The organism is Stenotrophomonas sp. SI-NJAU-1, from assembly GCF_020883215.1.
In the GTDB taxonomy this organism is placed as follows: domain Bacteria; phylum Pseudomonadota; class Gammaproteobacteria; order Xanthomonadales; family Xanthomonadaceae; genus Stenotrophomonas; species Stenotrophomonas indicatrix.
Map to the genome: position 1 here is coordinate 3,302,991 of NZ_CP086598.1, position 15,472 is coordinate 3,318,462.

Sequence of the window (15,472 nt, forward strand, 5' to 3'; positions counted from 1 at the left end):
CCGGCAGCAGAACCGCAGGCCCCCGCACCTGCGCGGCCGTCGGTGCCCCTCAGTCCTCCGCCAGATACCCCGCTCCACCCAGCTGCCGTGCCTGCCGCTGGATCCACGCCGCACGACGCTGCACGTACGGGCCGGGCTTTGCCGCGTTGTAGCGGCGAGGCGCCGGCAGCACTGCCGCCAGACGTGCGCTCTCGGCAGGGCTCAGCCGCGCGGCGTCCTTGCCCCAGAATGTCTGCGCCGCTGCCTGGGCGCCATACACACCGTCGCCGAACTCGGCGATGTTGGCGTACATCTCCAGGATCCGCTGCTTCGGCCAGAAGGCTTCGATCAGCACCGTGTACCAGACCTCCAGGCCCTTGCGGATCCAGCTGCGGCCCTGCCACAGGAACAGGTTCTTGGCCACCTGCTGGCTGATCGTGCTGGCCCCGCGCAGGCGCCCGCCCCGCGCGTTATGGTCGCGCGCCTTTTCAATGGCCTGCAGGTCGAACCCGCTGTGGTCGGGGAAGCGTTGGTCTTCTGCGGCCACCAGCGAAATCGGCAGGCTCGGCGCCATCTGGTCAAGGTCCCGCCACTGGTAGTGCAGCCGGTAGGACCAGTCGCCTTCACCCAGTGCCTCGCCGAAACGCCAGACCATCACCGTGGACAGCGGCGGATCGATGAAGCGCAGCACCAGCACCTGCAGGCAGCTGAAGGCCACAAACAGCACCGGCAGCCACAGCAGCCGCTTCCAGCGCCAGCGCCCGCGCGGTGCCGCGTCGGCGGCGGCCACTACCTTGTCCTGCTCTCCCCCTGCCCCCATTACTGGTGCATCCTTCTTATGCCTGGTTGTCGGCGCATTATCCGGCAACCATCCCCGTTTCCGCGCGATGTGAGCCGATGACCGCCCAATCCGATTCCCTTATCCGTTTCCTGCTCCCCGACGCCGGTGTCCGTGGCGTCCACGTGCGCCTGCAGGCCACCTGGCAGGACATCCAGTCCCACGGCGAGTATCCGGACAGCGCCACCGAACTGCTCGGCGAAGCCTGCGTGGCGTCGGCACTGTTCACCGGCCACACCAAGGTCGACGGCCGCCTGTCGATCCAGCTGCGCAGCACTACCGCGCTGCGTACCCTGTTCGCCGAATGCACCGCCGCTGGCACCTTGCGCGGCATCGTCCAGATTGCCGAGGGCGGTGACGCCCCCCGCGACCTGACCGACCTGGGCCGGGACGCCCTGCTGGCCATCACCATCGAGAATCCCGGCCTGGACCCGCGCGAACCGCAGCGCTACCAGAGCCTGGTGGCACTGACCGCGCCGGAACTGGATGAAGCGTTCGAGGACTACTTCCGCCAGTCCGAGCAGTTGCCGACGCGGCTGCTGCTGGCCGCCGGCCGCGACGGTGCTGCCGGCCTGCTGCTGCAGAAGCTCCCGGGCGATGAAGGCGACGACGATGGCTGGTCCCGCGCCAGCGCGCTGTTCGACACCCTGGGCAAGGCGGAGCTGCTGGCCACCCCGGCCGAGGAACTGCTGCACCGGTTGTTCCACGAGGAGAAGGCGGAACGGGTGGGTGACAAGGCCCTGTCCTTCGCGTGCTCCTGTTCGCGTGAACGGGTCGCCTCGATGCTGGTCTCGCTGGGCGAGGAAGAGGCCCGTGCGGCTGCCGAAGACACCGGCGCGGTGGACGTGCGTTGCGAATTCTGCGGACAGGAGTATCACTTTCCGTTGACGGAGTTCGGCATACTGTTCCACGGTGCCCAGGGGGCTGTACCGGCACCTGAACGACTTCAGTAATACCCAATGAGTCTTGTATCTGGGGAGGAACAAGGCTTGTTAAGAATTCATAAACACCCTAGGATCGAGTTCCCGCCCCAGCGGGAACTTTCACTGCCCGTCCCTGTCTGAACTGGTCCGATGCGTACCTTCCTGCGTCTACCGCTGGCCCTTCTGATCGCCCTTGGCGCGATCACGGGCGTGCACGCGCAGAGCAAGGACACCCGCACCGTCATTCCGGTCTGGAACAAGGGCAGTGGCAAGGTCGAGGCCCTGCTGTACCTGGAACCGACCGGCGAGCAGGCCGTGGGCGCACGCTGGCATTTCGGCCGCAATTCGCTCGATGCTGCGTTCGGCCTGTCTTCGGGCGACTCGCTCGGCCTGCTGTGCAACAGCAGCAGCGGCTCCAGCATCAGCGGACTGGCCAGCCATTGCATGCTGGCCAGCCTGGGCGACGACGATGACGCCATCGGCTCCAACCGGCGCCTGACCGGCACCGCCGCGCTCAACCGTGGTACCGGCCGCCTGGGAATCACTGCCGGCACCGGCCGCGAGACCCTGCCCGCCTGGCTGGCGACGCCCAGCAAGACCCCGGCGCTGCGCGCCGAACAGAATGACCTGACCGTATTCGCGCAGAAGAACATCGGTCGCGAAGGCTTCGTCTCCATCGCCGGAACGTATGCCAAGGCACGCCTTGTCCCCCTGGCCGACGCCTCGCCGGCCCTCGTTGACCGCTGGGACAGCAAGAGCCTGAGCCTGGGCGCCGGCTACGGCAATTTCAGCGGCAGCATCATCGGCCGCGTGGTGGACGTTCCCGGCAAGCCCGGCAAGTGGGAAGGCCTGGGCATTGGCCTGACCTGGCGCACCCCGTGGTCCGGCCAGCTCACCGTCGGCGCGGAAAACGTGATCAGCCGCGGCAAGAACCCGTTCTCCCCGCGCAACGAAAGCAACGATGACGGCACCGTGCCGTACGTGCGCTACGAGCAGGATCTGTAGTCGATCGTTGATTGCCAACACGCTGTGTTCAACATCGGGCGCCCTGGGGCGCCCGAATTGTTTCTGGACACCTCTGTCAAGTGCGAAAAGCCCTCATCCGTTACAGACGGATACACCGCGACATGCATCAATTGAAACTTTTTTCTGCTCACGACAGGCGTGCACGGTGCGGCGACGCCACGCCCGACTGGACAACTCATTGAAATTAAAGAAATCAATGCGTATTCATCTGTAATCACAGTGTGAATTAACACAGCTTTAATTTTTGGTTGAGGGCCGTTACTATCGATTCAGCCTCGCGATTTTGGAGCCTCATTTTTGGCCCCGCCGCGCAGGCACTACCCCAGCCAAGATTTCTTGGAGAGAGAGAGCCAATGAATTTCCAGTCCAACAAGCTGCGTGACGCTGTCGTCGTCGCGCTGATCGCCGGTGCGGCGACGTCCGTAACGGCCCAGGCGCAGGAAGCGACCAACCTGGATCGCATCTCGGTGACCGGTTCGCGCATCAAGAGCACCGACATCGAAACCTCGCAGCCGGTGCTGAGCCTGACCCGTGCCGACATCGAAAAGCAGGGCGTGACCTCAGTCGCCGACATCCTGCAGCGCGTTGCCGCCAACGGTGCTGCCCTGAACCGTACGTTCAACAACGGCGGTGACGGTTCGGCCGGCGTCAGCCTGCGCAACCTGGGCGCCGAGCGCACCCTGGTGCTGGTCAACGGTCGCCGCTGGACCACCGGCCTGGACGGCAGCGTCGACCTGAACACCATCCCGACCGCGATGATCGAGCGCATCGACGTCCTGAAGGACGGTGCTTCGACCATCTACGGTTCGGATGCCATCGCCGGCGTGGTGAACATCATCACCAAGCAGAACTTCGACGGCGCCGAGGCGAACTTCTACAAGGGCCAGTACAGCGACGGCGACGGCGAGCGTGAGGCCGCCGACTTCACCATCGGCACCACCACCGATCGCGCATCGCTGGTGCTGGGCGTGTCCTATGTGAACGAGAAGGAAGTCATGGCAGGTGATCGCAAGATCTCCGCCGGTGGCCCCCCGTTCTTCGGCGGCCAGAGCGGCACCGGCATCCCGGGTTCCTACATCCGCAATGACGAGCGCTACGTCATCATCAATGGCGTTGAAACCCCGTTCGACGGCAATGTCCACGGTTACAACACCTCGCCGGACAACTACCTGCTGACCCCGAACGAGCGTACCTCGCTGTTCGCCACCGGTTCCTACAACGTCACCGACAACATCACCTTCCGTACCGAGGCGATGTACAACGAGCGCAAGTCCGAGCAGCTGCTCGCGGCGATGCCGGTGACCGGCCGTCGCCTCAGTGCCAGCAGCATCTACAACCCGTACGGCGTTGACCTGACCGGCGTGAATCGCCGTTTCAATGAAACCGGTGGCCGTTCGTTCAACCAGAACGTCAAGAACTGGCACTTCTACGGTGGTTTCGAAGGCTTCTTCGAATTCGCCGACCGCAACTTCGACTGGGACGTCGGCTACCGTTACGACAAGACCGACCAGAATGATCTGACGTATGGCCTGTTCAACGTCCAGCGCTTGAACGAAGCCTACGGTCCGTCCGCCATTCAGGGTGGCCAGGCCGTCTGTCTGACCGCAGGCGGTGCTGTCATTCCGGGCTGTGTGCCGATGAATCCGCTGGGTGGGCTCGGCGCGATCTCGCAGGAAGCACTGGACTACGCCTCGTTCACCGCGCATGACTCGGCCAGCCTGGTTTCCAAGAGCTACTACGCCAACATCTCCGGTGAAATCGTGCAGCTGCCGGCGGGTGCGCTGGGCTTCGCCGCCGGTTATGAAGGCCGCAAGGAAAGTGGCCAGTTCGATCCGGACGCGTTCATTGCCGCTGGCCTGAGCACCGGCAACGGTGCGGCACCGACCAAGGGCTCCTACGACCTGGACGAGTTCTTCCTGGAACTGTCGATTCCGATCCTGGCTGACCTGCCGGGCGCGAAGCTGCTGGACCTGAGCGTTGCCTCGCGCTTCTCCGACTACAGCAACTTCGGCAACACCACCAACAACAAGTTCGGTTTCCGCTGGAAGCCGATCGACGACCTGATGGTGCGTGGTAACTACTCCGAAGGCTTCCGCGCACCGAGCATCAACAACCTGTATCGCGGCGACGCCGATTCGTTCGAAACCTACGCCGATCCGTGCTCGGCCTCCAGCGGTCGTCGCACCGGTGCGGTGGCAGCACAGTGCGCCGCCGAAGGTGTGCCGGCCAACTTCCAGCAGCCGGGTGCCGGCAGCGGCGCCAACAAGCAGACGCCGGAGGCGTTCACCTGGAAGTCGAATCCGGATCTGAAGCCGGAAACCTCGACCAGCAAGACGCTGGGCCTGGTGTGGAGCCCGAGCTTCGTGCAGGGGCTGAACGTGACCCTGGACTGGTGGCAGATCGAGATTGAAGACGCGATCACCCGCCCGGCGATCCAGGACATCATGGATCGCTGCTACGGTGGCTCCCCGCAGGAGCAGGCGGCCTACTGTGGCCTGATCACCCGTGATCCCTCCTACGGCACTGCCAACCAGCGTTACACCATCACCAACGTCGACATGCCGCTGCAGAACCTGTCGTCGTACAAGGTGGAAGGCTGGGATCTGGGCATCCTGTACAAGCTGCCGGAGACCTCGTTCGGTCAATTCACCGTCAGCCTGGACGGCACCTACCTGTCCAAGTGGGATACGAAGTCGACCGAAGATGCACCGCTGGATGGCCGCGCCGGCCGTTACCTGGACCAGGATCCGTACTGGCGTATCCGTTCCAACCTGTACGTCGATTGGTCCTACGGCGATTTCGGCGTCAACTACGGCCTGCGTTACAAGTCCGGCATGACCGAAGACTGCCCGTTCGATCCGGTGGGTGACGCCGACCTGGTGGGCTACTGCTCCGATGGCCAGAACGGCAAGAACCACATGGGCGCCACCACCTACCACGACATCCAGTTCCGTTACAACACTCCGTGGAAGGGCACCATCATGGTCGGCCTGAACAACGTGTGGGACAAGGATCCGCCGGTCTCGTACTCGACCTCGTACAACATGTTCGACCCGCAGTACGACCTGCCGGGCCGCTACATGTACATGCAGTACAAGCAGAAGTTCTGATCGATCCACTGATCAGCTGATGCAGCAACGGCCCCGAAAGGGGCCGTTGTTTTGCGTCCGCTGCGCTGGCGCCAACGCCAACAGAAAAGGCCGCAGCAGTGCCGCGGCCTTTCTGCATCCAGCGATGAAGAACGCTCAGCCGTTCGGAATCAACGTGTCGATCAGGTGTTCGACATACGCTTCGAAGTCCTCGCGCGCCTGCTTGGGCTGCTGCAGCTGCAGCGACAACTGCAGGAAGCCCACATACGCTGCATACGCCAGGCGTGCACGATGGCGAGCATCGGTCGAGCTCAGGCCCGCCTGGCGGAACGAGGCGATCAGGTAATCAAGCCGTCGCTGCGACACACGGTCGATCACCGGGCGCACCATCGGATGGTCAAGGGCCTTCAGCAGTTCGCTGTAGATGATGTGCGGCTGCACTTCATGCGCCACCATCTGGAACAGCTGGCGCAGGCGCACGCGCGGGTCCGGCACGTCTTCCAGGCTGCCGAACACCTGCTCCTGCTCGAACAGTTCCCAGCGTTCCAGCGCGGCCTGCAGCAGTGCGTCACGCGACGGGAAATGCCAATAGAAACTGCCCTTGGTCACGCCAAGGCGGCGCGCCAGCGGTTCCACCGCGACGGCGCTGACGCCTTGCTCGGCAATCAGATCGAGGGCCGCCTGGGCCCAGTCTTCGGCACTCAGGCGGCTGTTGCGGCCGGCACGCGGTTCGCCGGCGGAAGCGTCAGGTTGATTCATCTGCTGATTTAACCATACGCCGGGGTTCGCTGCAGTACGCGGTTGCGGCCGAAACCGTCGACCGCCCGGCCACAGGCCACTCCTGCGACGAACCATACCGTGCAGTATTGACTTCCGCCAGAACCGATCCATACTAACGAGTATGGTTATGTCCCCTACTCCCGCTGCGTTCCATGACCTGCGTCTGGAGGCTGCCCACGGCGCCTCGCTGGCGGCAACCGCCAGCACCTCCGGCCGTCGCGGGCGTGTACTGTTCGCGCACGGCTTTGGCCAGACCCGCCACGCCTGGACGACCACGGCCAGAGCCCTGTCGGCCGCAGGCCTGCAGACCCTGGCCTATGATGCCCGCGGTCACGGCGATTCCGACTGGAATGCGCCCGACCTGGCTTATCACGGCGAGCAGTTCGCCGATGACCTGATCGTGCTGGCCGGCGAGCAGCCGCGACCGCCGGTGCTGGTGGCGGCCTCGATGGGGGGCCTGTTCGGCCTGTTGGCCGAATCACGCTGGCCCGGGCTGTTCTCGGCCATGGTGCTGGTGGATATCACCCCACGCTGGGATACCGCTGGCGTCGAACGCATCCTCGCCTTCATGACCGCGCATCCGCAAGGATTCGCCTCGCTGTCGCAGGCTGCGGATGTAATTTCGGCCTATATGCCGCACCGCCCGCGCAAATCCGAGGATTCGCTGCGTGCCCTGCTGCGCGATGACGGCCACGGCCGCTGGCGTTGGCACTGGGATCCACGACTGGTGGCCGAACTGGCACGTGACAGCGAGCAGCACCAGGACGCACTGGCCGACGCCGCGCGCCAGGTGAAGTGCCCGCTGCTGCTGGTCAGCGGTGGCCGCAGCGATCTGGTCACCCCGCAGACGGTGGCCGAATTCCTGGCATTGGCGCCACACGCGCGCCACGTACAGTTGCCGCAGGCCACGCACATGGTCGCCGGTGATGACAACGACGCCTTTACCGCTACTGTGTTGGACTATCTGGACGTGTTGCCCGCAGCGGATGCTGCAGCTTCGTCCGCCATAAACGAGCACGTCACCGGAGCACGCTCATGAGCCTCGTCATTCCCTTCCTCGCCCTGCTGCTGGCAGGCGCGTTCGTCGCCTACCACCGCATGCGCCTGCTGACCTGGACGCTGATCAGCGTGGCCCTGCTGGTGGCCTGCTGGTTCATCCCCTACGTCAACCAGACCGCCACGATCGTCGCGGCTGCGGTACTGGCCGTGATTGCCGTGCCGCTGCTGCTGCCGTTCATCCGCAAGCCGCTGCTGACCGGCCCGATGATGAAGGTGTTCCGCAAGGTGCTGCCGCCGCTGTCGCAGACCGAGCGCATCGCCCTGGAAACCGGCTCGGTCGGCTTCGAAGGCGAACTGTTCACCGGTGATCCGGACTGGAACATCCTGCTGAACTACCCCAAGCCGCAGCTGACCGCTGAAGAACAGGCCTTCCTCGATGGCCCGGTCGAACAGCTGTGCACGATGGTCAACGACTGGGAGATCACCCACGTCCATGCCGACCTGCCGCCGGAACTGTGGGCCTTCATCAAGAAGAACAAGTTCTTCGGCATGATCATTCCGAAGGAATACGGCGGCCTGGGCTTCTCCGCGCTGGCCCACCACAAGGTGATCCAGAAGCTGGCCTCGGTGTCTTCGGTGGTCAGTTCCACCGTCGGCGTGCCCAACTCGCTGGGCCCGGGTGAACTGCTGGTGCATTACGGCACCCAGGAACAGAAGGACCAGTACCTGCCGCGTCTGGCCGATGGCCGCGAAGTGCCCTGCTTCGGCCTGACCGGTCCGTTCGCCGGCTCCGATGCGACCTCCATTCCCGACTACGGCATCGTCTGCAAGGGCGAGTGGAACGGCGAGCAGGTGCTCGGCGTCAAGCTGACCTTCGACAAGCGCTACATCACCCTGGCGCCGGTCGCCTCGCTGATCGGCCTGGCCTTCCGCATGTACGATCCGGATGGCCTGATCGGCCAGACCCGCGACATCGGCATCACCCTGGGCCTGCTGCCGCGCGAGACCGCCGGCGTTGAAATCGGCCGTCGCCACTTCCCGCTGAACTCGACGTTCCAGAACGGCCCGATCCGCGGCAAGGACGTGTTCATTCCGCTGACCCAACTGATCGGTGGCGCTGCGATGGCCGGCAAGGGCTGGAACATGCTCAACGAGTGCCTGGCCGTGGGTCGTTCGATCACCCTGCCATCCACCGCCAGCGGTGGTGCCAAGGCCGGTGCCGCAGTCACCGGCGCCTATGCGCGCATCCGCAAGCAGTTCGGCCTGTCGGTCGGCCGCTTCGAAGGCGTGGAAGAAGCGCTGGCCCGCATCGGTGGCAAGGCGTACAAGATCAGCGCGCTGTCGCAGGCCACCGCTGCTGCCGTGGACCGCGGTGACGTGCCGTCGGTGCCGTCGGCGATCGCCAAGTACCACTGCACCACCATGAGTCGCGAAGTGATCTCGGACATGATGGACGTGATCGGCGGCAAGGGCATCATCCTGGGGCCGCGCAACTTCGCCGGCCGCAGCTGGCAGGCCGCGCCGATCGCCATCACGGTGGAAGGCGCCAACATCATGACCCGCAGCCTGCTGATCTTCGGCCAGGGTGCGATCCTCTGCCACCCGTGGGTGCTGAAGGAAATGAAGGCCGCGCAGGACCCGGACACCCGTGCCGGCCTGCAGGACTTCGACCGCAGCCTGTTCGGCCACATCCGCTACGGCATCTCCAATGCTGTTCGTTCGTTCTGGTTCGGCCTGACCGGCGCACGCTTCGGCGCTGCCCCGGGCGATGCCTACACCCGCCGTTACTTCCGCAAGCTGGACCGTTACTCGGCCAACCTGGCGCTGATGGCCGACATCTCGATGATGACGCTCGGCGGCAAGCTGAAGTTCAAGGAATCGCTGTCCGGCCGCCTGGGCGACGTGCTGAGCCATGTCTACATGACCAGCGCCATGCTCAAGCGTTACCACGACGAAGGCGCGCCGCAGGCCGACCAGCCACTGCTGGCCTGGGCCTTCCATGACAGCGTGCACAAGATCGAGGAATCGCTGTCGGCCGCCCTGCGCAACTTCCCGATCCGTCCGATCGGCTGGTTGATGTGGGCACTGATCTTCCCGCTGGGCCGTCGTGCCGAGGCGCCCGGTGACCGCCTGAGCCGTCGCGTGGCTGCGCTGCTGATGGCACCCAACGAAGCCCGCGACCGCCTCGCCAGCGGCGTGTTCCTGACCCCTTGCGAGAACAACCCGGGTGGCCGCATCAACAGCTACCTGAGCAAGGCGATCATGGCCGAGCCGGTCGAGCGCAAGTTCCTGAAGGCACTGAAGAGCAAGGGCATCGAGGCGCTGGACTTCAACAGCCAGCTCGACGAGGCCGTGGCCGAAGGCGTGATCACCCAGGACGAGCGCAGCCTGCTGGAAGAGCTGCGTACGCTGACCCTGGACACCATCACCGTGGACGATTTCGACACCCACGAACTGCGCGCGGCCAGCTACTACGACCGCCAGAACAAGGACCCGCACTCGCAGGCGGCCTGATCGCCCGCGACACGCATTGCCTCGACGGCGGGCCTGGCCCGCCGTCGCTTTGTCCGCCAACCGGAAACCGCCATGTCCACGCCCCTGCTTTCGCTCTATCACCGCCTGCAGCGCTGGCCTGCCGGCACCTGGCTGTTCTCGCGCGCGGTCTGTTTCAAGGCCCCCTACTTCGCCAGCATCGCGCCGCACATCACGCGCCTGGAGAACGGCCGCTGCGAGGGCACGCTGGCCGACCGCCGCAAGGTGCGCAACCACATCGGCACGGTGCACGCGATCGCAATGTGCAACCTGGCCGAACTGACCGCCGGGCTGATGGTCGATGCGTCGCTGCCCAAGGGCATGCGCTGGATCCCGAAGGGCATGCAGGTGCAGTACCTGGCCAAGGCGCGCGGCACGATGCAGGCGACGGCATTGCCGGCGCAGCCGATCGTGGTGGCGACCGAAGGCTATGCGTTGCCGGTGACGGTGAGTGTGCGCGACCGCGCGGGGACGGAGGTGTTCAGCGCGGTGATTGACATGTGGCTGTCGCCGGCGAAGTGATGTTGCCGCGAACGGCGCAGCCCCTCGTGGGTGGATGCTGAAAAGCGGTTCATCGGTTGGGCCGGAGGGGTGGGTCCATGCGGGGACGCCGCAAGTACGTCCCTGTAGGCTTAGCCGCGCCATCCATGGCGCGGATACCCCGCCCGGCCCCACCCCTCCGGCCTCGGACGGATATCTGCGGCGTCCCCCACGTAAGAGGAAAAGAAGAGCAAAAGCAAAAGCGACCCATCGGCCGCTTTTTTTCATGCACGCAGAACCCACGAGCGCAGCGACCCGCTGTTGCTCTTGATCTTCTTTTTTCTTCTCCGTGGGCTGGCCGCGCACGGAACCTGTCAGGGGTGTGGCGGGTGGGCCGTGCAGGGGCGTTGGCGCCATGGATGGCGCCATCGAGCTTACATGGACGTACTTGCAGCGTCCCCTGCACGGCCCACCCGCCACACCCATCACATGACCCGCTCTACGCGACCACCCCACGAGGGGCTGCGCCGTTGGCCGGAAATCACGCCAGTGCGCGGAACACCAACGCCAGGATCGCCGGCACCGCCTGGATCATGAAGATGCGCCGACTCACGCTGTAGGCGCCATAGCACCCCGCCACCACCACGCACACCAGCGAGAACGTCACCAGCACCGGCTGCGCCAGCACCAGCCCCACCACGATGCCCGCCGCCAGGAAGCCGTTGTACAGGCCCTGGTTGGCCGCCAGCACGCGCGTGGTCTCCGCCTTCTCCGGTGAATTGCGGAACGTCTTCAGGCCCAGCGGCCGGGTCCACAGGAACATCTCCAGCACCAGGAAGTACAGGTGCAGCACAGCGACCAGCACGGTCAGCAGCAGCGCGAGCGACGACATCGATTCTCTCCTCGAAATGTGGGTGGCGACCTCAGCGGTCGCGCGGCAGCTTCTTCTCTTCGCGCAGCACGCCGAACGCCGCCAGGGTCATCAACCCGGCGACGACCACGCCACCGACGAACACCACGTGCGAACCGAACAGCGACAGCCCCTTGTGCAGCCAGGCGAAGCTCAGGTCGGCGCCGCGGTAGACCACCGTGTCGATCGCCGCGCCAGCCTTGTAGCGCCACTGCCGGTCCACGCGGGTGTAGATGGTTTCGCGGGCCGGCTTGGCCAAAGCAAACTCACTGGCGCGGGTCATCACCTGCACCACCGCCACCATCAGCGGCATCGGCGAGGCGGCCAGCACCGAGAAGCCGATCAGGATCGCAAAGCCGGGAATCAACAGCGCCGGCGCGATGCCATGGCGTGACAGCAGCCAGCGGGTCAGGCCTACCTGCATCAGCAGCGCCAGCGCGTTCACCGCCAGGTCGATGCGCGAGAAGAAGGCAGTGGCAGCGCCTGCATCGTTGAACGAGGCACGCACGATGGTGGCCTGCTGGTTGTACAGCAACGTGCCGACACCCACGCCGAACAGCACCATGATCGCCAGCCAGCGCAGCAGGGGTTCGCGCGCGATCAGCTTCAGGCCATCAAGCACGCTGCCGCCCATCGGCTGCTCACCCGACACCAAACGCTGCTCACGCTCGCGCAGCACCGCCCAGTAACGCAGCCGCCAGATGCACAACAGGCAGATCATCAGGAAGCCAGTCGATACCAGCATCAGGTTGGCGATGCCCACCCGCTGCACCAGCACACTGGTGATGAACGGGCCGAGGAAAGCCCCAATGGTGCCGGCCGCACCGATGTAGCCGTAGTACGCCCGCGCCTGCGCGTTGGAGAACACGTCGGCCATGAAGCTCCAGAATACGGCTACGGCGAACAGGTTGAAGACGCTGATCCAGAAGAAGAAGGCCATGCCGCGCCCGGGCACATCGCTGTCGAACAGTGCATAGAAGCCCAGCAGGGTGGCAATGAAGAAGCCGTACACCGCCGGCAGGAACACCCGCCGCGGGAAGCGGCTGACCAGCCAACCATAGACCGGCTGCAGCACCAGCATGATCACGAATACGCAGGAGAACAGGAACTGCAGGACGAAGTCCTTCAGGGCGATCCCATGGCTGGCGAACCAGGCGATCAACGCCGCCGGGAACACCGTCTCCAGGTCGGCCGAAGCAGCCATCGCCTCGCGTACCGGCCGCAGCACGTAGTAGCCGCTGAGCAGGCAGAAGAAGTACAGGAACGACCACCACAGCGCCGGCGACTCGCGCAGCGCGGCCAGCAGGCCCTTCAGTGCCCCACTTTCACGCGCCGCGCTCACGCGGCTCCCCTCGCCCGCAAACGGCGGTTGGACAGCGGCATGGCAGGCTCCGGGGGCAGTGAAGCGCGTACGTTATCCAATGCACTGCAACATCGCCAGCGCAGGCGGCGCCGATGGCTGCAACGCAGTGTCACGGACAGGCCCGGCGGACACCTTGTGATACACGCTTTTCTGGCGTCAAAAATCCAACTTTTTCAACGAGATGCGCATTCATCTTCGCTTTGTTTGTGCACAGGCGAAAAGCGGCGCTAGAATCATCCCCAGCAGTCGCGCACGGGTTCCAACCGATGAAAAAGAATAGCCTGCGTCGTCCGATCCGTTCGGCGGCCACCGGTTTGCTGGGCATGTTGATGCCCCTTGCCTTGTCCACCACCGCGCAGACCCCGCCGGCGTTGCCGCCGATGCCGACCAACATCGAAACCGCTGCCGGTGGCGCCGTCGCCCACACCCAACCTGCAGCCTACCGCACCGGGCTGGTGCCGCAGGTGCAGTTGCCGGCTGCCGGTTTCAACGTCGCCAACATCGAATCGATGGCGCAGCAGCTCACCTATGGCGAGCGCGTGCCTGGCATGGCCGTGGCCATCGTGCAGGGCGGCCGCGTGCTCAGCGCGCGCGGCTACGGCGTCACCGACGTCAACAATCCGTTGCCGGTCGACGCGCACACCGTGTTCCGCCTGGCGTCGCTGTCCAAGGCCTTCGCCGGCACCATGGCCGGCCTGCTGGTCAACGACGGTACCCTGCGCTGGGACAGCAAGGTCACCGACTATGTGCCGGGCTTCCGCCTGAGCTCGCCGGAGGCCACCGACCGCCTGACCGTGGCCGACGTACTCAGCCATCGCGTCGGCCTGCCGTACAACGCCTACGACCGCGACATCGAAGGCAATGCCGAGTACTACGCGCTGACCCAGAAGCTGGCCAACACCAGCCTGAAGTGCCTGCCGGGCGACTGCTACGCCTACCAGAACGTGGCTTTCAGCCTGATCGGCGACGTCGTGTATGCCGCCTCCGGCAGCTTCTACGAGCAGTCGGTCGAACGCCGCATCTTCAAGCCGCTCGGCATGAACGATGCCAGCCTCGGCCTGGCCGGCATCCAGGCCAGCTCGCGCTGGGCGCGCCCGCACGTGCGCAGCCGCAACGGCTGGGTGTCGCTGACGCCGAAACCGACCTATTACCGCGTCGCCCCTGCTGCCGGCGTCAACGCCAGCGCCAGTGACATGGCGCAGTGGCTGCTGGCCCATACCGGCCACCGCCCGGACGTGCTGCCGGCACCGCTGCTGGCGACTCTGCACTCCAGCCTGATCAACACGCCCGGCGAGATGCGCTCGGGATGGCGCCGCGAACGCCTGCACTCGGCCGGCTACGCGCTGGGCTGGCGCACCTTCGACTACGCCGGTCACGATGTCGTGTTCCATGCCGGCGCGGTACAGGGCTACCGTGGCCTGGTTGCATTGGTGCCCGAGCGCGACCTCGGCATCGCCATCATGTGGAACGGCGAAAGCAGCCTGCCCAGCGGCCTGCTGCCGACCGTGCTCGATGCTGCCCTAGGCCTGCCGTCGCAGCGCTGGCTGGACGTGGACACCGACTTCGGCAGCGACAACCTGATGGCCGAGGGCGCCGCTCCGGTGCAGCAGGACAAGCGCAAGGGCAAGGGTGCCTCGGGCAACCGCGCGGTGGCCTCACCGCGCTGAGCTGGCGAGCTCGACGTTGCGCAGAAGGGCGGCCCTCGGGTCGCCCTTTTTCGTATGCGCTTGCGCGTCCTCCGCATGACGCCAGGTCCTTGCCGTTCGTGCCGGAGGCTAGTGGGCGAAGTAGTGCATTCCGCCATCCACCGGAATCACCGCCCCGGTGATGTACCCCGCCAACGGTGAGGCCAGGAACGCAGCCAGGTGCGCCACCTCCTCTGGTTCGCCGAAACGCCCCATCGGGATGTTGCGGGCGATGAACTCACGCCGGCTCTCTTCGGTGGGATGCAGCCGATCCAGGATCTGCGCGCTGTTGATCCGCCCCGGTGCGATCGAATTGACGGTGATGCCCTCGCCTGCCACGTCGCAGGACAACCCCTTGCTCCACAGATGCAGCGCCGCCTTCGCCGGGCTCGCGGCATTCACCGCACGCGGCTCCATCGATCCGCTGAGGTTGATCACACGCCCCCAGCCATTGGCCCGCATCGACGGCAGCAACGCCTGCGTCAGCCGTCGTGCCGCCGAGAAGTTCAGTGCCATCGCCTCGTCCCACACCTCGTCTGCTGCGGCAACCCCGGCCAACCGCGCACCACCGGCCGCGTTGACCAGGATGTCCACTCGCTGCAGCGCCTGCAGCGACGCGCTGGCGACGCGTCGCACATCATCGGCGTCGGTCAGATCGCCCAGCAGCATGATCGGTGGCGGCCCACCCGCCGCCTCGATTGCGGCCGCCACCGATTGCAACGGCGCCTGCCGCCGCGCGGTGATCGCCACGCACACACCCTGCCTCGCCAGTACCCGCGCAACACCTGCGCCGATGCCGCTGCCTGCGCCGGTGACCAGCGCGGTACGTCCTTCAAGATCCAGTTTCATGTGTTGCCCTGCCAGTTCT

General features: G+C 65.5%; 12 protein-coding genes. 7 read left to right on the forward strand and 5 right to left on the reverse strand.

From position 1 onward, the window contains the following. Positions 1 to 49 precede the first annotated feature (49 nt). Positions 50 to 799, reverse strand: coding sequence for a monofunctional biosynthetic peptidoglycan transglycosylase (gene mtgA / locus LMF57_RS15140; RefSeq protein WP_117311059.1), 750 nt, complete (start codon positions 797 to 799; stop codon positions 50 to 52). Positions 800 to 876: 77 nt separating this feature from the next. Here mtgA and LMF57_RS15145 point away from each other — a divergent pair, with 77 nt between their 5' ends. The 3 genes from LMF57_RS15145 to LMF57_RS15155 all read left to right on the forward strand — a co-directional run bounded on the left by LMF57_RS15145 (position 877) and on the right by LMF57_RS15155 (position 5,876). Continuing rightward, positions 877 to 1,770, forward strand: a complete 894-nt coding sequence (locus tag LMF57_RS15145; RefSeq protein ID WP_117311060.1) for an Hsp33 family molecular chaperone HslO — start codon at positions 877 to 879, stop codon at positions 1,768 to 1,770. A gap of 120 nt (positions 1,771 to 1,890) precedes the next feature. Continuing rightward, positions 1,891 to 2,745, forward strand: a complete 855-nt coding sequence (locus LMF57_RS15150; protein WP_117311061.1) for a hypothetical protein — start codon at positions 1,891 to 1,893, stop codon at positions 2,743 to 2,745. 374 nt (positions 2,746 to 3,119) lie between these two features. Next, complete coding sequence (locus tag LMF57_RS15155) at positions 3,120 to 5,876, forward strand: TonB-dependent receptor (protein WP_208082895.1); 2,757 nt, start codon at positions 3,120 to 3,122, stop codon at positions 5,874 to 5,876. A 135-nt stretch (positions 5,877 to 6,011) separates the two neighbouring features. Here the strand turns inward: LMF57_RS15155 and LMF57_RS15160 are convergent, their stop codons facing one another. Next, the gene (locus LMF57_RS15160) at positions 6,012 to 6,614 is read right to left on the reverse strand and encodes a TetR/AcrR family transcriptional regulator (protein ID WP_025877807.1); all 603 of its coding nucleotides are present in this window, start codon (positions 6,612 to 6,614) and stop codon (positions 6,012 to 6,014) included. A 142-nt stretch (positions 6,615 to 6,756) separates the two neighbouring features. Here LMF57_RS15160 and LMF57_RS15165 point away from each other — a divergent pair, with 142 nt between their 5' ends. The 3 genes from LMF57_RS15165 (at position 6,757) to LMF57_RS15175 (ending at position 10,688) form a co-directional block, all read left to right on the forward strand. Further along, the gene (locus tag LMF57_RS15165) at positions 6,757 to 7,674 is read left to right on the forward strand and encodes an alpha/beta hydrolase (RefSeq protein ID WP_208082894.1); all 918 of its coding nucleotides are present in this window, start codon (positions 6,757 to 6,759) and stop codon (positions 7,672 to 7,674) included. After that, positions 7,671 to 10,148, forward strand: coding sequence for an acyl-CoA dehydrogenase (locus tag LMF57_RS15170; protein ID WP_117311066.1), 2,478 nt, complete (start codon positions 7,671 to 7,673; stop codon positions 10,146 to 10,148). The genes LMF57_RS15165 and LMF57_RS15170 overlap by 4 nt, the downstream gene beginning before the upstream one ends. Positions 10,149 to 10,220: 72 nt before the next feature. Further along, complete coding sequence (locus LMF57_RS15175; protein ID WP_229290143.1) at positions 10,221 to 10,688, forward strand: hotdog fold domain-containing protein; 468 nt, start codon at positions 10,221 to 10,223, stop codon at positions 10,686 to 10,688. Between the two features lie 499 nt (positions 10,689 to 11,187). Here the strand turns inward: LMF57_RS15175 and LMF57_RS15180 are convergent, their stop codons facing one another. Both LMF57_RS15180 and LMF57_RS15185 read right to left on the reverse strand, forming a co-directional pair. After that, positions 11,188 to 11,538 (reverse strand): DUF1304 domain-containing protein, encoded by a 351-nt coding sequence (locus LMF57_RS15180; protein ID WP_229290144.1) that lies wholly within the window; start codon positions 11,536 to 11,538, stop codon positions 11,188 to 11,190. A gap of 31 nt (positions 11,539 to 11,569) precedes the next feature. After that, complete coding sequence (locus tag LMF57_RS15185; protein ID WP_208081710.1) at positions 11,570 to 12,898, reverse strand: MFS transporter; 1,329 nt, start codon at positions 12,896 to 12,898, stop codon at positions 11,570 to 11,572. Between the two features lie 287 nt (positions 12,899 to 13,185). On the opposite strand from LMF57_RS15185, the gene LMF57_RS15190 reads away from it, so the two are divergent. Next, entirely contained in the window at positions 13,186 to 14,586 is a 1,401-nt protein-coding gene (locus LMF57_RS15190; protein ID WP_117311075.1) for a serine hydrolase domain-containing protein, read from the forward strand. 108 nt (positions 14,587 to 14,694) lie between these two features. On the opposite strand, the gene LMF57_RS15195 is transcribed toward LMF57_RS15190, so the two are convergent. Further along, a complete protein-coding gene (locus LMF57_RS15195) occupies positions 14,695 to 15,453 on the reverse strand; it encodes an SDR family oxidoreductase (protein ID WP_208081711.1) in 759 nt (252 codons plus the stop codon). Positions 15,454 to 15,472: the final 19 nt, after the last annotated feature.